16 protein-coding genes and 1 pseudogene are annotated in these 17,301 nt (G+C 71.0%); 16 read left to right on the top strand and 1 reads right to left on the bottom strand.

Annotation, left to right across the window (positions count from 1 at the left end):
* The first annotated feature begins 459 nt into the window (after positions 1–459).
* The 10 genes from GGQ69_RS14770 (at position 460) to GGQ69_RS14725 (ending at position 10,436) form a co-directional block, all read left to right on the top strand.
* Positions 460–1,341, top strand: a complete 882-nt coding sequence (locus tag GGQ69_RS14770; protein ID WP_183529908.1) for a cytochrome b/b6 domain-containing protein — start codon at positions 460–462, stop codon at positions 1,339–1,341.
* Positions 1,342–1,385: 44 nt separating this feature from the next.
* Positions 1,386–2,522, top strand: coding sequence for an acyl-CoA dehydrogenase family protein (locus GGQ69_RS14765; RefSeq protein ID WP_183529906.1), 1,137 nt, complete (start codon positions 1,386–1,388; stop codon positions 2,520–2,522).
* A gap of 53 nt (positions 2,523–2,575) precedes the next feature.
* Positions 2,576–3,679 carry an enoyl-CoA hydratase/isomerase family protein gene (locus GGQ69_RS14760; protein ID WP_183529903.1) on the top strand — a complete coding sequence of 368 codons (1,104 nt, stop codon included), beginning with the start codon at positions 2,576–2,578 and terminating at the stop codon, positions 3,677–3,679.
* A complete protein-coding gene (gene mmsB, locus GGQ69_RS14755) occupies positions 3,676–4,650 on the top strand; it encodes a 3-hydroxyisobutyrate dehydrogenase (protein ID WP_183529902.1) in 975 nt (324 codons plus the stop codon). The genes GGQ69_RS14760 and mmsB overlap by 4 nt, the downstream gene beginning before the upstream one ends.
* A 108-nt stretch (positions 4,651–4,758) precedes the next feature.
* Complete coding sequence (locus tag GGQ69_RS14750; protein WP_183530049.1) at positions 4,759–5,538, top strand: enoyl-CoA hydratase; 780 nt, start codon at positions 4,759–4,761, stop codon at positions 5,536–5,538.
* Between the two features lie 47 nt (positions 5,539–5,585).
* A complete protein-coding gene (locus GGQ69_RS14745) occupies positions 5,586–7,088 on the top strand; it encodes an aldehyde dehydrogenase family protein (RefSeq protein ID WP_183529900.1) in 1,503 nt (500 codons plus the stop codon).
* Between the two features lie 2 nt (positions 7,089–7,090).
* Complete coding sequence (locus GGQ69_RS14740) at positions 7,091–8,323, top strand: CaiB/BaiF CoA-transferase family protein (RefSeq protein ID WP_183529898.1); 1,233 nt, start codon at positions 7,091–7,093, stop codon at positions 8,321–8,323.
* On the top strand, positions 8,320–9,195 hold the full coding sequence (locus GGQ69_RS14735; protein ID WP_183529896.1) for an enoyl-CoA hydratase/isomerase family protein: 876 nt from the start codon (positions 8,320–8,322) through the stop codon (positions 9,193–9,195). Before GGQ69_RS14740 ends, GGQ69_RS14735 begins: the two co-directional genes overlap by 4 nt.
* A complete protein-coding gene (locus tag GGQ69_RS14730; protein WP_183529894.1) occupies positions 9,192–9,770 on the top strand; it encodes a MarR family winged helix-turn-helix transcriptional regulator in 579 nt (192 codons plus the stop codon). Before GGQ69_RS14735 ends, GGQ69_RS14730 begins: the two co-directional genes overlap by 4 nt.
* Positions 9,771–9,887: 117 nt before the next feature.
* Complete coding sequence (locus GGQ69_RS14725) at positions 9,888–10,436, top strand: CarD family transcriptional regulator (RefSeq protein WP_183529892.1); 549 nt, start codon at positions 9,888–9,890, stop codon at positions 10,434–10,436.
* Between the two features lie 8 nt (positions 10,437–10,444).
* On the opposite strand, the gene GGQ69_RS14720 is transcribed toward GGQ69_RS14725, so the two are convergent.
* Entirely contained in the window at positions 10,445–11,413 is a 969-nt protein-coding gene (locus GGQ69_RS14720; RefSeq protein ID WP_183529890.1) for an acyl-CoA thioesterase domain-containing protein, read from the bottom strand.
* 281 nt (positions 11,414–11,694) lie between these two features.
* Here GGQ69_RS14720 and ectA point away from each other — a divergent pair.
* From ectA to GGQ69_RS14695, 6 genes and pseudogenes are all read left to right on the top strand, one after another.
* A pseudogene (ectA, locus tag GGQ69_RS16640) lies at positions 11,695–12,186 on the top strand (diaminobutyrate acetyltransferase); the annotation flags it as partial.
* Positions 12,187–12,237: 51 nt separating this feature from the next.
* A complete protein-coding gene (ectB, locus tag GGQ69_RS14715; protein WP_255459784.1) occupies positions 12,238–13,536 on the top strand; it encodes a diaminobutyrate--2-oxoglutarate transaminase in 1,299 nt (432 codons plus the stop codon).
* Positions 13,537–13,649: 113 nt separating this feature from the next.
* Entirely contained in the window at positions 13,650–14,093 is a 444-nt protein-coding gene (locus GGQ69_RS14710; RefSeq protein WP_183529888.1) for an ectoine synthase, read from the top strand.
* A 253-nt stretch (positions 14,094–14,346) separates the two neighbouring features.
* Positions 14,347–15,567 carry an acetyl-CoA C-acyltransferase gene (locus tag GGQ69_RS14705; protein WP_010144906.1) on the top strand — a complete coding sequence of 407 codons (1,221 nt, stop codon included), beginning with the start codon at positions 14,347–14,349 and terminating at the stop codon, positions 15,565–15,567.
* Complete coding sequence (locus GGQ69_RS14700; protein ID WP_183529886.1) at positions 15,567–16,361, top strand: enoyl-CoA hydratase/isomerase family protein; 795 nt, start codon at positions 15,567–15,569, stop codon at positions 16,359–16,361. The genes GGQ69_RS14705 and GGQ69_RS14700 overlap by 1 nt, the downstream gene beginning before the upstream one ends.
* A gap of 6 nt (positions 16,362–16,367) precedes the next feature.
* Positions 16,368–17,255: a 3-hydroxyacyl-CoA dehydrogenase family protein gene (locus GGQ69_RS14695; RefSeq protein WP_183529884.1), complete on the top strand. Its 888-nt coding sequence runs from the start codon at positions 16,368–16,370 to the stop codon at positions 17,253–17,255.
* Positions 17,256–17,301: the final 46 nt, after the last annotated feature.

Below are 17,301 nucleotides of genomic sequence, written 5' to 3'. Positions count from 1 at the left end.
TCCGCAGCCCCCGACGCCCCGGCCCCCGGCTCCCCGGCCCCCGCGGGTGACGCGCCGTCCACTGCGGCTGCCCCCGCTCCGAAGCGCCGGATGGGTGGTGCTCCTGCAGCCCAGGCCACCACGGCGTCGGCTTCGACGGCGCCCAGCGCCCCGGGACCCGAGGCCACCGGTGTTGCGCCCCGCAGGCGGATGGGTGGCGCCCCCGGTGCCGACGGGGTGAGCGCTCCCGCCGTCACCACCGACGGAGCGCCCACGCGTCAGCGCATGGGGGGCGCCCCCGCCCGTGACCCCGAACCTGCATCCGCGAACCCCATCCGTGCTGCCGCCACCCCGGCCGCGGCACCCGCGGCCTCCAAGCCCTCCGGCGCTGCCCCCTCGGTCCCGTCGGGTCGGGCGGGGACACCGGGTCCGGCGGGGGCGGCCACCCCGGCGGCCCCGCGGCGTCCGTGGGTGCGCCCGGTGGTGATCACCGCGGCCCTGGTGGTGGTGGCCCTGGCCGTAGTGCTCGGGGCCCGGTGGCTGCGCACCCTGGAGGGCGTGCAGGAGTTCATCGCCACCTACGACGGGCACGCCTCCCAGCCGGCCACCGCGCCGGCGGGCATGCCCTGGTGGCTGGGCTGGCAGCACTTCTTCAACATGTTCCTCATCGTGCTGATCATCCGCACCGGACTGCAGGTGCGCACCGAGCGCAAGCCCCCCGGGTACTGGACCGCCAGGAAGGACTCCTTCTTCTCCCCGAAGGGCAACACCCCCAAGAAGGTCTCCCTGTCCCAGTGGCTGCACCAGTCCCTGGACGTGCTCTGGGTCCTCAACGGGATCATCTTCGTGGTCCTGCTCTTCGCCACCGGGCACTGGATGCGGATCGTGCCCACCAGTTGGGATGTGTTCCCCAACATGGTCTCGGGGGCGATCCAGTACGCCTCCCTGGACTGGCCCACCGAGAACGGCTGGGTGCACTACAACGCCCTGCAGGTGGTCGCCTACTTCACCACCGTGTTCATCGCCGCCCCGCTGGCGATCCTCTCCGGGATCCGGTTCTCCACCTGGTGGCCCGAGCGCGCCGAGAAGCTCACCAAGGCCTACCCGGTGGAGTGGGCGCGGGCGGTGCACTTCCCGGTGATGCTCTACTTCGTGGCGTTCACGATCGTGCACGTGTTCCTGGTGTTCTTCACCGGGGCGCTGGCCAACCTGAACCACATGTACACCTCCCGGGACGTCGTGGACTGGTGGGGCCTGGTGATCTTCCTGGTCTCCCTGGTCGTGATCGCCGCCGCGTGGTTCCTCACCCAACCGATGTTCACCACCCCGATCGCCGCCCGCACCGGCAAGATCTCCAAATAGTCCGGCCCGACACCCCTGGGCCGCACGGAGAAAGGACTGCAGTCATGTACCAGATCACCGAGGACCAGCGCGCGCTCGTCGACGCCGTGCGAGACTTCGCCACCGAGCGGATCGCTCCCCATGCCCTGGACTGGGACGCCGAGAAGCACTTCCCGGTCGACGTGCTGGCCGAGGCCGGCGAGCTCGGCCTGGGCGGCATCTACGTGGGCGAGGAGCACGGGGGCGCCGGGCTGGACCGCAAGGACGCCGTCCTGATCTTCGAGGAGCTCGCCAAGGCGGATCCGGCGCTGTCGGCCTACATCTCCATCCACAACATGGTGGTGTGGATGATCGACTCCTTCGGCACGGACGAGCAGCGCGCCCGATGGGTCCCCGACCTCGTGACCATGCAGCACCTCGGCAGCTACTGCCTGACCGAGCCCGGGGCCGGCTCGGACGCGGCCTCGCTGACCACCCGGGCCGTGCGGGACGGTGACGACTACGTCCTCAACGGCGTGAAGCAGTTCATCTCCGGGGCCGGCACGTCCGAGTACTACGTGGTGATGTGCCGGACGGCGGACACCGGTGCCAAGGGCATCTCCACGCTCGTGGTCCACAAGGACACCCCCGGTCTGTCCTTCGGACCGAACGAGAAGAAGATGGGCTGGAACACCCAGCCGACCCGCCAGGTGATCTTCGAGGACGCCCGCGTCCCGGTGGCCCATCGCCTGGGGGAGGAGGGCGATGGGTTCCACATCGCCATGAAGGGACTCAACGGCGGGCGCATCAATATCGGCGCGTGCTCCCTCGGCGGCGGGCAGGCCGCCCTGGAGAAGGCCACCGCCTACCTCAAGGAGCGCACCGCCTTCGGCGCCCCGCTGACCACCAAGCAGTCCCTCGTGTTCGACCTGGCGGACATGGCCACCGACCTGGAGGCGGCCCGCACGTTCCTGATGCGGGCGGCCGACGCGCTCGACCGCAAGGACCCCGACACCGTGCGATTGTGCGCCATGGCCAAGAAGGTGGCCACGGACACCGGGTTCGATGCGGCGAACAAGTCATTGCAGCTCCACGGCGGGTACGGCTACCTGCACGAGTACGGGGTGGAGAAGATCGTCCGGGACCTACGGGTCCACCAGATCCTGGAGGGCTCCAACGAGATCATGCGATTGATCGTCGGCCGCATGCTGGTCGACGCCTGAGACACCCCCAGAGGACCGGGCCGGCACCGGTCCGGTCCGGAGGAAAGGAAACCATGAGCACCGACGCATCGTCGCCGACGTCACCGGCACAACCGGCAGGACCCGAGGTGATCGTCCGCCGGGCGGGTCACCTGGGCCATATCGTCCTGAACCGGCCGAAGGCCCTGAACGCCATCACGCCCGGCATGGTGGACACGGTCCGCGCCGCCCTGGACGAGTGGCGCCAGGACGACGGCGTCCGGACCGTCCTGGTCTCGGGGGCGGGGGAACGGGGGCTGTGTGCCGGCGGTGACATCGTCAACCTGCACCGCACCGTGACGGAGGGCCACCCGCAGGACGCCGACCACTTCTTCGACATCGAGTACACGATGAACGGGGAGATCGCGGACTACCCGAAGCCCTTCGTGGCGTTCATGGACGGGATCGTGCTGGGCGGCGGCGTCGGGATCTCCGCCCACGGCTCCCACCGGATCGTCACCGAACGGACCCGGCTGGGCATGCCGGAGACGGGTATCGGCTTCTTTCCCGACGTCGGCGGGTCCTGGCTGCTGGCCCACGCCCCGTCCGGTTTCGGCACCCACATGGCCCTGACCTCCCAGCACGTCACGGGCGCGGACGCCGTCGAGCTGGGCTTCGCCGACCACTTCGTGCCGTCGGAGGCGCTGCCGGACCTGGCCCGCGCGCTCGAGACACGGGAGGCCGACGAGGCGATCGCCGCCGTCGCGACCGAGGCCCCGCCCGCGCCGCTGCTCCAGCACCGCCGGTGGATCCAGTCCGCGTATGCCGCCGGCACGGCCGAGGAGATCGTCGCGGCGCTGGAGGCCGATGGTGACCCGGCCGCCGCGGAGGCGGCCGCGCAGATCCGGGCCAAGTCGCCGACGTCGGTCAAGGTCACCCTTGAGCTGGTGCGGCGGGCGGCGCAGATGCCCTCCGTGCACGAGGTGCTGGACCAGGACCGCCGGGTGGCCCGCCACCTGATCCGCAGTGCCGACATGAGCGAGGGCATCCGCGCCCAGCTCGTGGACAAGGACCGCAACCCCCGCTGGAGTCCGGCGACCCTGGAGGACGTCCGCGACGAGGACGTCGCCGCCGTCTTCGAGCCGGCCGGCACGGACCATCAGACCCGCACCCAGGCCGTCAAGGAGGCCCTGTCATGACCGAGAACACCGCCGCATCCGGTGCCCTGCCGGACATCGCCTTCATCGGACTGGGGAATATGGGCGGCCCGATGGCCACGAACCTCGTGAAGGCCGGTTACCACGTGACCGGCTTCGACCTGGTCCCGGAGGCCCTCGAGAAGGCCCGGGCCGCCGGGGTGCAGATCGCCGGTTCCGGGCCCGACGCCGTGCGCGAGGCCGACCTGGTGATCACCATGCTGCCCGCCGGGCGTCATGTCCTGGGCGCCTACCAGGGCAGGGACGGTTCCGACGGCGGCGAGCCCGTCGAGGGCCTGCTGGCCGCGGCCCGGCCCGGAACGCTGTTCATCGACTGCTCCACCATCGCGGTGGAGGACGCCCGGACCATGCACGAGATCACGACGGCGGCCGGTCACCGGTCCCTGGACGTGCCCGTCTCGGGTGGCACCGTGGGCGCCGAGGCCGGGACCCTGGCCATGATGGTCGGCGGGTCCGCGGAGGACTATGCGCAGGCATTGCCCGTCCTGGAGGTCGTCGGGCGCCGTGTGGTGCACTGCGGAGAGGCCGGCGCCGGTCAGGCCGCCAAGGTCTGCAACAACATGATCCTGGGCGTGTCCATGATCGCGGTGTCCGAGGCGTTCGTGCTGGGTGAGAAGCTCGGCCTGAGCAACGAGGCCCTGTTCGACGTGGCCTCCAACGCGACCGGCCAGTGCTGGGCGCTGACGACCAACTGCCCGGTGCCAGGGCCCGTGCCCACCTCGCCGGCGAACCGTGACTTCAGGCCCGGGTTCACCGGGGCGCTCATGGCCAAGGACCTCGGCCTGGCCCGCCACGCCATCGAGTCCACCGGCACCGAGAGCCGCATGGGGCTGCTCGCCGCGGAGATCTACGAGGCCTTCGGGGCGGGCGAGGGCGCCACCAAGGACTTCTCCGCGATCATCCAGCAGATCCGCGAGCACTCGGGCGCGGCGTCCGGAGCCGCCGGGGCCTGAATGCCGCCGGCCCGGAGCCGCCCGGAGCCGAACCCACCCACGTCCCACCCCAGGAGAACCGTCATGACCGAGCAGATGCAGGTACCAGCAACGAGTGAGAGGGCACCCATGACCACCGACTACGAGACCATCCTGACGAACGTCGAGGGCCGGGTCGCCACGATCACCCTGAACCGGCCGAAGGCCCTCAACGCGATCAGCAACCAGCTGACCCAGGAGGTGCTCGACGCCGCCGTCCGCTATGACCGCGACGAGGACATCGGCGCGATCGTGATCACCGGGTCGGAGAAGGCCTTCGCCGCGGGGGCCGACATCAAGGAGATGGCCACCCTGAGCTTCTCCGAGGCCTACACCTCCGACATCTTCGGCGGCTGGGAGCAGTTCACCGCGATGCGCACGCCGGTCATCGCCGCCGTGGCCGGCCACGCCCTCGGCGGTGGCTGCGAACTGGCCATGATGGCCGACATCATCCTGGCCGCGGACAACGCGAAGTTCGGCCAGCCGGAGATCAAGCTCGGCATCATCCCGGGGATGGGTGGTTCGCAGCGCCTGACCCGAGCGATCGGCAAGTCCAAGGCCATGGAGATGGTCCTGACCGGCCGGACCATGGGCGCCGAGGAGGCCGAGCGCACCGGGCTGGTGGCCCGCGTGGTCCCGGTGGCCGACCTGCAGCGCGAGGCCGCGGAGCTGGCGGCCACGATCGCCGGGATGTCCAAGCCGATCGCCATGCTCGCCAAGGAGGCGGTCAATGCCGCCTACGAGTCCAGCCTGGCCGAGGGCGTGCTCCTGGAGCGCCGGCTGAACCACGCCTGCTTCGCCACCGAGGACCAGTCCGAGGGCATGGCCGCCTTCGTCGAGAAGCGTCCGGCCACGTTCACCCACCGCTGACCACTGCCATTCCCCGGACACCCCAGACCACCTGAGAGAAGGACCCCATGACCGAGATCACCCTGGATTCGAGGGCCAGTGACATCCTGGCCGGCGTCGAGCAGCTGCTGTGGATCGACGGCCGCGCCGTCGAGGCGGCGACCGGCGAGTGGCGCGAGGTGCGCAACCCCTCCCGCCGCGGTGAGGTCATCGCCCGGGTGCCGGCCGCCGGCCCCGAGGACGTGGACCGCGCGGTGGCGGCCGCCCGCACGGCCTTCGGCGAATGGCGCAGCGTGCACTTCACCGAGCGGGCCAAGGCACTGCTGGCCATCGCCGCCGACATCGAGGCCGAGGCCGAGAAGTTCGCGCGGCTGACCGCCCTGGACACGGGCAACGCCCTGCGGACCCAGGCCCGGCCGGAGGTCGCCACGCTGGTGTCCCTGTTCCGCTACTTCGCGGGCGTGGCGGGGGAGTCCAAGGGCGTCACCCTGCCCGCCGGGGACCAGCAGCTGCAGTACACCCGCCGGGAGCCGCTGGGCGTGGTCGCGTGCATCCTGCCCTGGAACTCGCCGCTGATGATCGCGGCCTTCAAGGTCCCCGCGGCCCTGGCCGCGGGCAACACGGTGATCCTCAAGGCGGCCGACGACGCCCCCCTGACGATCCAGTACCTGGCCCAGGTCTGCCAGCGGCACGTGCCGGCCGGCGTCGTGAACTCCCTGACCGGTCGCGGCTCGGTGATCGGCAACGCCCTGTCCACCCACCCGGGCGTGGACAAGGTCTCCTTCACCGGTTCCACCGAGGTGGGCCGCGGCGTGGCCGCGAAGGCCTCCGAGCGGTTGGCGCACCTGTCCCTGGAACTGGGCGGCAAGAACCCCTCCATCGTGTTCCCGGACGCGATCGAGGACGAGGGCATCCTGGACGGCCTGATGCTCTCCTCGCGCTTCGCCCGGCAGGGCCAGTCCTGCACGGCGGGATCCCGGCTGTTCCTGCACGAGGACATCTACGACGAGATGCTGGACAAGCTCGCCGCCCGCCTGGGGGCGATGGTCGTCGGCGACCCGCTGGACGAGGCCTCGGACATGGGCGCGGTGATCAACCAGTCCCAGTTCGACCAGATCAGCGGTTACCTCGAGGAAGGGCGCAACCACCCCGACCTGACGACCGTGCTCGGCGGGAACGTGCCCGCGGACGGCCCGCTGACCGAGGGCTTCTACCACGTGCCCACCATCTTCGGCGGGGCCCGCAACGACTTCCGGCTGTCCCAGGAGGAGATCTTCGGACCGGTGCTGGTGGCCATCAAGTGGAAGGACGTGGACGAGGTGGTCAAGATGGCCAACGACTCCCACTACGGTCTGGCCGCCTACGTGTGGACCCACGACCTGGACAACGCGCTGAACACCGCCCACCGGATCGAGTCCGGCTGGGTGCAGGTCAACCAGGGCGGCGGGCAGGTCGTGGGCCAGTCCTACGGCGGGTACAAGCAGTCCGGCATGGGCCGCGAGGCCTCGCTGGAGGGCATGCTCGAGGGCTTCACCCAGATCAAGCAGGTCAACGTCAGGCTGCGGGGCTGACCATGACCGGAGAGCAGACCGGACAGCCCACCCGCCTGCCGCTGGAGGGCATCACCGTGATGGACCTCTCCCGGGCCCTGGCCGGACCGTACTGCACGGCCCTGCTCGGGGACCTCGGGGCGAGGATCATCAAGGTGGAGTCGGCCAAGGGCGGGGACTCCACCCGCACCTGGCCGCCCTTCGAGGACGAGCACTCCCTGTACTTCGACTCCACCAACCGGAACAAGGAGTCGATCGCGGTCGACTTCTACTCCGACCAGGGGCGGGAGCTGCTCTGGGACCTGGCCGCCTCGGCCGACGTGCTGGTGGAGAACTTCCGTCCCGGGGTCCTGGCCACCATGGGCCTGGACCCGGAGCGGCTGCGCGAGGCGAACCCCGGACTGGTGATCGCCTCGGTCTCCGGCTTCGGCACCACCGGACCGCTCGCCCAGGCCGCCGGGCTGGACCAGGTCGCCCAGGGCATGTCCGGGCTGATGTCCGTCACCGGGCCCGACGCCGATTCCCCCACCCGGGTGGGGGTGCCGGTGATGGACCTCTACGCGGGCGTGTTCACCGCCGTCGGGGTGTGCGCCTCGCTGGCCGGCCGCGCCGGCAACGGTGGCCGGGGCCACCAGGTGGGCACCTCCCTGCTGGAGGCGGGCCTGGCCATCTCGGCGTTCCAGGGGCAGAACTACCTGTCCACCGGCACGGTTCCGGTCCCGCAGGGCAACAACCATCCGGTCCTGGCCCCGTACGGGGTGTTCCGCACCGCGGACATCCCGGCGATCATCGCCGTCGGCAACCAGGCCCACTGGAAGACGTTCTGCCGGATCATCGGCGCCCCCGAGCTCGAGGACGACCCGCGATTCGCGATCGGCCGGGACCGCTCCGAGAACAGGCAGGAGCTCGCCGAGCTCATCGAGGAGCGCCTCCAGCACCGTCCCGGACTCGAGTGGATCGAGGAATTCCGTGCCGCAGGCATCCCGACCGGGCCGATCTACACCTATGCCCAGGCCTTCGAGGACCCGCAGGTGCAGGCCCTGCAGATGGTGCAGCGGGTGGAGCGGATCGACGGCTCGCCGCTGCCGCTGTTGCGCGGCCCGCTGAGCGTGGACGGCGTGCCGGCCGGGGTGCGCAAGGCCCCGCCGGCCCTCGGTGAGGACACCCGCGCCGTCCTGGAGGGGCTCGGACTGGACGAGGGCCAGATCGCCGGGCTCGTCGAGGCGGGCATCGTCACCGAGACGGTGCGTCCATGAGCGCAGCGGTGCCGGCGGCGGGGGAGCCGACCCGGCCGGGAGGGTCGGTGCAGGTCTCCAGGTCAGGACAGATCGCCACGATCACCCTGTCCAATCCGGGCCGGCGCAACACCATGACCGAACGGATGTGGCTCGGCCTGGTCCCGGTCTGCCGGGACCTCGCCGAGGACCCGGACGTCCGGGTGGTCGTGGTGCGCGGTGACGGGACGGACTTCTCCGCGGGCGCGGACATCTCCGATCTGGACAGCATCCTGAGGACCGAGGAATCGGGCCGTCACGACGGCGGCGCGGTCGCCCGGGGCGAGGCGGCCCTGGCCGGTCTGCACAAGCCGACCCTCGCCGCCGTCCAGGGGTACTGCCTGGGCGGGGCGTGGCAGATCGCGGCGGCCTGCGACATCCGCCTGGCCTCGTCGGACGCGACCTTCGGCATCACGCCGGCCAAGATCGGGATCGTCTACCCGGTGGCCGGCATCGAACGCCTGGTGCGCATCGCCGGCCCGTCCACGGCCAAGTACCTGCTGTTCAGCGGTGACTTCGTGGACGCCGAGCGCGCCCACGGGCTGGGCCTGGTCCAGGCCGTCCACCCGGCCGACACCTTCTGGGACGACGTGGACGACTTCGCCCAGCGCCTGGCCTCCCGGTCGCAACTGTCGATCCAGGCCATGAAGGACATCGTGGACGTGGCGGCCGCGGGCGGGGACCTGGCGCCGGTCAGCGACCACTGGCAGGAGCAGATGGCCGCCAGCCAGGACCCCGCCATCGGGGCCCGGGCGTTCCTGGCCAAGCAGACCCCGCGGTTCACCTGGAACGGCGGGCCCGACTCCGTGCGCCGGCCGGGCACCCGGGTGGTGGATGCGGGCAGCGCGTCATGAGCAAGACCCTCCGGACCGACCCCGTGGGCGAGGCGCACCGGCACTGGACCGAACGCGGGTGGGGGGACGCGGCCGACGGGATGGCCGCGGTCACCTCGCTGTTCCGGAGCCAGCAGATCCTGCTGGCCCGGATCGATGCCGTCCTGCGGCCGCTGGACCTCACCTTCGCGCGGTTCGAGATGCTCACCCTGCTGGGGTTCTCCAAGACCGGGGCCCTGCCCCTGGCGAAGGCCTCGAGCCGGCTCCAGGTCCACCCCACGTCGGTGACGAACACCGTCGAGCGGCTGGGCCGCGCCGGGCTGGTCCAGCGCCAGCCCCACCCCACCGACGGGAGGGCCAACCTGGTGGAGATCACCCCGCAGGGACGCGACCTGGCCCTGCAGGCCGCCCGGGCCCTCAACCGGGAGGTCTTCGGGGACCTGGGCATCGACGACGGCGAGGTGACGGCCCTGAACGGGATCCTCGCCCGGCTGCGGTACAACGCCGGAGACTTCGCCGAGGCCAGCCCGCTGATGACCCCGGGGACGCCGGGGATGATAGACGATCCGGCGACGCCTGCCGGGGAGAACCGCTGAGAGGAATTGATTTTTCGTTCAGGAAATGAGAAAATGAATAGGCCAAATTCCCGGTAGTGCCCCGAGCCGCTGCCGTGTGTCGCTTTGGCCTTGTCGAGAGAAAGGTGCACCCCACCCATGCGTCTGGTCCCCGGTCAGTTCGTCGTCCACCCCCACCACGGACCCGCGGTCGTGCTCGACCGCCAGGTGCGGCAATTGAAGGGCAAGGACGTGGCGTACGTCGATCTGGAGATCCAGGACAAGGGGCTGCGCATCTCCGTGCCCGAGGCCGGGATCAAGGACATCGGTGTCCGCGACGTCAGCAGCCACACCACCGTGCGGAAGCTGATGTCGTTGCTGGCCAAGCCGAGCGAGCACGTCGAGCAGCAGTGGTCCCGCCGGATCAAGGCCTTCCAGGAGAAGCTGTCCACCGGTGACCTGCCCCGCGTGGCCGAGGTCGTCCGCGACCTGCACCGCCGCCAGGCCGAGAAGGAACTGTCCATGGCCGAGCGGATGCTCCACCGCGAGGCCGTCGAGGTGCTCGCCGCCGAGGTGGCCATCGTCCTGGACATCACCGCGGTCGAGGCGGAGGACGTCATGGCCCAGGCCATCGACGGCACCCCGCTCAAGGACCTCGGGCTGGACCGCGGCAAGGCCGCCAGGCCGGCGGCCCAGCAGGCCGCCTGACCTGAGGTTCAGCGGGCCGGGTGGAAGACCGCCTCGGCCTGCACGAACGGCTTGGCGTCGGGCCCGTTCCCGGCGCCGTACAGCTCCACCTGCACGATCCGCAGCGACCTCCCGGCGTGCCGGACCCGGACCCGCGAGGCGATCTCGCCGCCGGCCGGCCGCAGGAACATGACCCGCAGTGACTGAAGGTCGTATCCGGCGCGGTCCGGCATGGCCTGCTGGGCCGCCAGCGCCGCCATCATGCTCAGGGCGCCGCCGTGGACGGCCCCGTGCGGGTTGCGCAGCTCGTCCTTGCGCGCGAAGCCCCATCCGGCCCCGAAGGCGTCGGTGACCTCTGGTCGCCCGGCACTCGGGGCCGGCGTCGTGGGCTGGGCGCCGAGGACCTGTCCGAGGGGAACCTCGGTGTCCGGCCCCATGGGCAGGCCTGCCATGGCGATGAAGTGCCCGACGGCGGCGGGATCGTTCCCGTCCACGCCCTGGAACCAGCCGGTCGCCTGGACGTACTCCGTGCCGTCCGGCCCCCGCAGGGTTCCCGAGGCCATCCCGCCCGTGCCGTCGGCCACCAGGGTGCGGGTCCACGACTCCAGGGTGGTGCCGTCCGCGGGCAGCGGTCGCAGGACGTTCAGCACCAGTTCCGTGGTGACGATCCACTGCAGGCGGCGTTCCGCGGCGTGCAGGGACGTGGCCAGCGTGTTGTCCATGATCACCGCCGCCGCGGCGCCGAAGGGGCGGTCCTCCGGGTCCTGGACCCAGGGGCCGGTCGTCATCGTCCCCGTCCGGGCCCCGGCCACGCCCTCCTCCGGGCCGCGGAACAGCCTCACCCGCATCAATTGCTCCATCCGGCCCAGCACGAGGGACGGCCGGCCGGCGGGGGCGTCGCCCCGATCGTCCCGGGCGCCGTCCGCGCCATGGGCCGGGAGGGTGTCGGTTCCCCCGGGAAAGGGCGGCAGGGTGCGGTCCGGATGGGGTGCGGTCATTCCAGCAATGTAGCGGAGTGGCCCGGGGAAGCGGCCCGAAGGGTGCCGTGAAGGGGGACGTGGGGCTGCGGGAGCCTCGGCCTCGACCCCTGAATATAACGAAACGGTAAAGATCCCTGAGCAGCCTTCCGTGTACTGAGTGTTTGCCCGAGCAACCGCGTCAGCTCGCGGAAGTCCGGCCCTCCGAACCCGCCTTCCAGGACGGCCTCCCGGGGCCCAGAACCCCCGGATTTCGCGGATCTCGGGTTGAAATCGAAACTCAGCTCGTTAGGTTGGAATGGATGGCAGATGATGCAGACACACCACTGACCACCCGTCCGAACAGCCTCACCCTCCGCCCGTTGCGGGCCGCCGATGGTGCAGCGCTCTGGCAGTTGACGAAGGACTCGCAGGTCCTGGACCTCAACTCCTCCTACGCCTACCTGCTGTGGGCCAGGGACTTCGCCGACACCTCCGTGATCGCCGAACTCGACGGCGAGCCGGTCGGCTTCGTGACCGGCTACCTGCGGCCCGAGTCGCCCACCACCCTGATGGTGTGGCAGGTCGCGGTCTCCGAGGCCGCCCGTGGCCGCGGGCTCGCCTCGAAGATGCTCGACGCGCTCGTCGCCCGGACGTCCGCCAAGACCGTGGAGACCACGATCACCGCGGACAACGAGGCCTCCATCGCCCTGTTCACGCGCTTCGCCCAGCGCCACGGCGCCAGCCGCGAGGTCATGCCGCTGTTCACCGACCGGATGTACCCGGACGGACATGACACCGAATACCTCCACCGGATCGCGCCCCTCTCCGGGCCGCAGATCGACCCCATCCGAAAGGGACACACCATGGATACCACTGTCTTCAGCACCGTCGAGTCCGAGGTCCGCAGCTACAGCCGCGGCTGGCCCACCGTCTTCACCCACGCCAAGGGCTGCATCCAGACCGCCGAGGACGGCACCGAGTACCTCGACTTCTTCTCGGGTGCCGGCGCCCTGAACTACGGGCACAACCACCCGAAGCTGCAGGCCGCCGTGGCCGAGTACCTCACCAGCGACGCGGTCGTGCACTCCCTGGACATGATGACCCCGGCCAAGCGGGAGTTCCTGCAGACCTTCAAGGACGTCATCCTGGATCCGCGCGGTCTCGACTACAAGGTCATGTTCCCGGGCCCGACGGGCACCAACACCGTGGAGGCCGCCCTGAAGCTGGCCCGCAAGGTGACCGGGCGCCAGCACATCCTGTCCTTCACCAACGCCTTCCACGGCATGACCCTCGGGTCGCTGTCCGTGACCGGCAACTCGATGAAGCGCAAGGGGGCCGGTATCCCCCTGACCAACAGCTCGAAGATCCCGTACGACGACTACTTCGACGGCGAGACCGCCGACTTCCTGTGGCTGGAGCGGGTCCTGGAGGACTCCGGTTCCGGCGTGGACAAGCCCGCCGCGGTCATCGTGGAGACCGTCCAGGGCGAGGGGGGCGTGCGCGCCGCCCGCCTGGAATGGCTCCGCGGCCTGTCCGAGCTGTGCGCCAAGCACGAGATCCTGCTGATCGTCGACGACGTCCAGGCCGGCTGCGGCCGGACCGGCACCTTCTTCAGCTTCGAGGAGGCCGGATTCACCCCGGACATCGTCTGCGTCTCCAAGTCGATCTCCGGCTTCGGCCTGCCGATGGCGCTGACCCTGTTCCGTCCCGAGCTGGACGTGTGGACCCCGGGCGAGCACAACGGCACCTTCCGCGGCAACAACCTGGCCTTCGTCACGGCCACGGCCACCCTCAAGGAGTTCTGGGCGGACGACACCTTCCAGCTGGGCCAGCTCGCCGAGGCCATCGCGACCCTGCATGACGGCCTGGAGCAGATCGCCGACTCCGTGGAGGGCGCCTCGGTGCGCGGCCGCGGACTGCTGGCGGGCGTGCGCTTCGAGGATGCCGAGGTGGCCGGGAAGGTCGCCGCTCGTGCCTTCGACAACGGCCTGCTGGTGGAGACCTCCGGCCCCGACGACGAGGTGCTCAAGGTGATGCCGGCCCTGACCACCCCGCGGACCGAGCTCGAGCGCGGCCTGGGCATCATCGCCGACGCCGTCGCCGCCGTGACCGGAACCGAGGTCGGTTACCGGCCCGGTGCCCGCGAACTGGCCAGCGCCTGAGCCACCCACCCCTTCACCCCTGCCGGTTACGAGCACGAGGAGTGTCGGTCCACACGGCGTGTCCCTGCCTCCGCCGTGCTCGTAACGGTCCACCCGACTGAAAGGAACCACCCATGCTGGTGACCAACCTGAACGACCTGAACGACACCGACCGCGACATCCAGTCCGAGACCTGGCGCTCGCGCCGCATGGTCCTGGCCGGTGAGGGCGTCGGTTTCTCCTTCCACGACACCGTCATCTACGCGGGCACCACCTCCACGTTCCACTACGCGAACCACATCGAGGCCGTGTACTGCGTGCAGGGCGAGGGCACCCTCACCAACGAGGAGACCGGTCAGGTGCACGAGCTCCGGGACGGCACGATGTACCTGCTGGACGGCCACGAGAAGCACACCGTCCGCGCGACCACCGAGCTGCGCATGGCCTGCGTGTTCAACCCGCCGGTCACCGGCCGCGAGACGCACGACGCCAACGGCGTCTACCAGCTCGTCCTGCAGGAGGGCTCGGACCGCAAGGTGCCGACGAAGGCCAACGTCGAGACCGAGGCCATGGCCTGATCGCCTGACCCCCGGCACCCGCCACGGACCTGGCGGCCGGTCCCGCTCCCACAATCCCCTCATCGGGGTCCGGGGGCGGAACCGGCCGCCAGGCCCCGTTAAGGGGTCCGCCGGGGTGCCGGGCGCGTCCGGGGGTGCATCCCCGCCCGTCAGGTCATCTGTTTGCCCCGCCCCGTGTGACGCGGAATACTGTAGGTGAACGATCGGTCGGTAATTCGGCCTCCACCCCTGAAGTTCCCGCGAACGGAGTCCCATGACTGCAGCATTCCTGATCGGCGGCGCCCGCACCCCGGTGGGCCGGTACGGAGGGGCCCTGTCCTCCGTCCGCCCGGACGACCTCGCCGCGCTGACGGTCCGCGCCGCCGTCGAGCGCGCCGGCCTGGCCCCGGACGTGGTGGACGAGGTGATCTACGGCAACGCCAACGGTGCCGGCGAGGAGAACCGCAACGTCGCCCGCATGGCCTGGCTGCTCGCGGGCTTCCCGGACCACGTCCCGGGGATCACCGTCAACCGCCTGTGCGCCTCGGGCATGAGCGCCATCCAGATGGCCTCGCACATGATCCAGGCCGGTGCCGCGGACGTCGTGGTCGCCGGCGGCGTGGAGTCCATGTCCCGCGCCCCGTGGGTGATGGAGAAGCCGGCCAAGCCCTTCGCCAAGCCCGGCGAGGTGTACGACACCTCGATCGGCTGGCGCTTCCCCAACCCCGCGTTCCTCTCCGGTGAGTACTCCCGCGGCGGCAAGGCCACCTACTCCATGCCGGAGACGGCCGAGGAGGTCGCCCGCGTCTACAACACCTCCCGCGAGGACTGTGACGCCTTCGCCGTCCGCTCCCACGAGCGGGCGCTGGCCGCCATCGAGGCGGGCCGCTTCGCCGAGGAGATCGTGCCCGTGACCGTCAAGGGCCGCAAGGGCGCCGAGACGATCGTGGACACGGACGAGGGCCCGCGCCCCGGCACCACCGCCGAGGTCCTGGCCGGACTGCGCCCGGTCGTCAAGGGCGGCTCCGTCGTGACCGCGGGCAACGCCTCCACCCTCAACGACGGCGCCTCCGCGATCGTCGTCGCCTCCGAGGCCGCCGTCGAGAAGTACGGGCTGGCCCCGCGCGCCCGGATCCTGGCCGGCGCCTCCGCCGGACTGGCCCCGGAGATCATGGGCATGGGCCCGGTCCCGTCCTCCCGGAAGGTGCTGGAGCGCACCGGCACCGCGGTCGGTGACCTCGCCGCCGTCGAGCTCAACGAGGCGTTCGCCTCGCAGTCCCTGGCCAGCATGCGCGAGCTGGGCCTGGACGCCGGGATCGTGAACAACGACGGCGGCGCGATCGCCCTCGGGCACCCGCTCGGCTCCTCGGGATCCCGCCTCGTCATCACCCTGCTGGGCCGCCTCGAGCGGGAGGCGTCCGCGGGCGCCCGCGGCCTGGCGACCATGTGCGTGGGCGTCGGGCAGGGGTCCGCCCTGCTGGTGGAGTCCGTCTGATGACGCGATCCCAGACACTGGAGGCCGGCGGGTTCACCACGCTGGCGATCGAGGAGCGCGAGGACCGGCTGGTGGCCCGGCTGCACCGGCCCGAGGTCCGCAACGCGATCGACCAGACGATGGTCGACGAGCTGCACGCCGTCTGCGTCCACCTGGAGGCCGCGCCGAAGGTCCTCATCCTCACCGGGACACCGTCGGACACGGAGGCCGGGACCAAGGGGATCTTCGCCTCCGGTGCGGACATCGCCCAGTTGCGTGAGCGCCGCCGGGACGACGCGCTGGCCGGGATCAACTCCACGATCTTCGACCGGATCGCCAAGCTGCCGATGCCCGTCATCGCGGCCCTGGACGGTTACGCCCTCGGCGGCGGGGCCGAGCTGGCCTATGCCGCCGACTTCCGGATCGGCACCGAGGCCCTGCGCATGGGCAATCCCGAGACGAACCTCGGGATCCTGGCCGCGGCCGGCGCCACCTGGCGGCTGAAGGAACTGGTGGGGGAGCCGCTGGCCAAGGAGATCCTGCTGGCCGGCAAGGTGCTCAAGGGCGCGGAGTGCCTGGCGGCCGGGCTCATCACCGAGCTGGTGGCCCCGGAGCAGCTGATGGACGCCGCCCACGCCCTGGCCGACCGGATCGGTGCCCAGGACCCGCTGGCGGTGCGCATCACCAAGTCCGTGTTCCACACCCCCCGGGAGGTCCATCCCGTCATCGACACCCTGGCCCAGGGCATGCTCTTCGAGTCCCAGGCCAAGTTCGACCGCATGCAGGCGTTTCTCGACAAGAAGAACAGGAAGTAGGCCCTCATGACCGAGACCACCGGGGCGTCCGCGCCCGAGATCACCCCGTCCGTCCCCGCCACCGTCGGCGTGCTCGGCGGCGGCCGCATGGGTGCGGGCATCGCCCACGCCTTCCTCATCAAGGGCTCCGACGTCGTCGTCGTGGAGCGCGATGAGGCCGCGGCCGAGGCCGCGCAGGAGCGCGTGGAGTCCTCGACCGCCAAGTCCCTCGAGCGCGGGGTGCTGGACGGCAACCTCGACGCGATCCTCGAGCGGTTCACCGTCTCCGTGGACCGCAAGGCCTTCGCCGACCGCGAGCTCGTGGTCGAGGCGGTGCCGGAGGACTGGAACCTGAAGGTGGAGTCGCTGCGGGCGGTGGAGCGCAACCTCGCGGAGGGCGCGGTGCTGGCCTCGAACACCTCCAGCCTGTCCGTGACCGGCCTGGCGAGGGAGCTGGAGCGTCCGCAGCGCTTCCTGGGGCTGCACTTCTTCAACCCGGTGCCGGCCTCCACCCTCGTGGAGGTCGTCATCGGTGAGCAGACCGCGCCGGAACTGGTGGACGCCGCCCGGTCCTGGACCGCGGGGCTGGGCAAGACCGCCGTGGTGGTCAACGATGCCCCGGGCTTCGCCTCCTCCCGCCTCGGCGTGGCCATCGCCCTGGAGGCCATGCGGATGGTCGAGGAGGGCGTGGCCACCGCCGAGGACATCGACAACGCCATGGTCCTGGGCTACAAGCACCCCACCGGCCCGTTGCGCACCACGGACATCGTGGGCCTGGACGTCCGCCTCGGCATCGCCGAGTACCTGGCCTCGACCCTGGGCGAGCGCTTCGAGCCGCCGGCCATCCTGCGGGACAAGGTCGCCCGCGGCGAGCTCGGGCGCAAGTCCGGCAAGGGCTTCTTCGACTGGAGCTGATCGCTCCGGGCTCCTGGGGAGCCCACGCGACCGTGGCCCGGACCAT

It is taken from the genome of Micrococcus sp. TA1 (assembly GCF_014199555.1).
GTDB lineage: Bacteria > Actinomycetota > Actinomycetes > Actinomycetales > Micrococcaceae > Citricoccus.
Note: the sequence above shows the minus strand (reverse complement) of the source record. Positions and strands in the feature narration are given on the sequence as shown.

Excerpts from the sequence above, each read along its gene's own strand:
- mmsB (WP_183529902.1), top strand. The coding sequence starts at position 3,676 with ATGACCGAGAACACCGCCGCATCCGGTGCCCTGCCGGACATCGCCTTC.
- GGQ69_RS14710 (WP_183529888.1), top strand. The coding sequence starts at position 13,650 with ATGCTGGTGACCAACCTGAACGACCTGAACGACACCGACCGCGACATC.
- GGQ69_RS14725 (WP_183529892.1), top strand. The coding sequence starts at position 9,888 with ATGCGTCTGGTCCCCGGTCAGTTCGTCGTCCACCCCCACCACGGACCC.
- GGQ69_RS14705 (WP_010144906.1), top strand. The coding sequence starts at position 14,347 with ATGACTGCAGCATTCCTGATCGGCGGCGCCCGCACCCCGGTGGGCCGG.
- GGQ69_RS14740 (WP_183529898.1), top strand. The coding sequence starts at position 7,091 with ATGACCGGAGAGCAGACCGGACAGCCCACCCGCCTGCCGCTGGAGGGC.
- GGQ69_RS14695 (WP_183529884.1), top strand. The coding sequence starts at position 16,368 with ATGACCGAGACCACCGGGGCGTCCGCGCCCGAGATCACCCCGTCCGTC.
- ectB (WP_255459784.1), top strand. The coding sequence starts at position 12,238 with ATGGATACCACTGTCTTCAGCACCGTCGAGTCCGAGGTCCGCAGCTAC.
- GGQ69_RS14730 (WP_183529894.1), top strand. The coding sequence starts at position 9,192 with ATGAGCAAGACCCTCCGGACCGACCCCGTGGGCGAGGCGCACCGGCAC.
- GGQ69_RS14700 (WP_183529886.1), top strand. The coding sequence starts at position 15,567 with ATGACGCGATCCCAGACACTGGAGGCCGGCGGGTTCACCACGCTGGCG.
- GGQ69_RS14745 (WP_183529900.1), top strand. The coding sequence starts at position 5,586 with ATGACCGAGATCACCCTGGATTCGAGGGCCAGTGACATCCTGGCCGGC.
- GGQ69_RS14760 (WP_183529903.1), top strand. The coding sequence starts at position 2,576 with ATGAGCACCGACGCATCGTCGCCGACGTCACCGGCACAACCGGCAGGA.
- GGQ69_RS14750 (WP_183530049.1), top strand. The coding sequence starts at position 4,759 with ATGACCACCGACTACGAGACCATCCTGACGAACGTCGAGGGCCGGGTC.
- GGQ69_RS14720 (WP_183529890.1), bottom strand. The coding sequence starts at position 11,413 with ATGACCGCACCCCATCCGGACCGCACCCTGCCGCCCTTTCCCGGGGGA.
- GGQ69_RS14735 (WP_183529896.1), top strand. The coding sequence starts at position 8,320 with ATGAGCGCAGCGGTGCCGGCGGCGGGGGAGCCGACCCGGCCGGGAGGG.
- GGQ69_RS14765 (WP_183529906.1), top strand. The coding sequence starts at position 1,386 with ATGTACCAGATCACCGAGGACCAGCGCGCGCTCGTCGACGCCGTGCGA.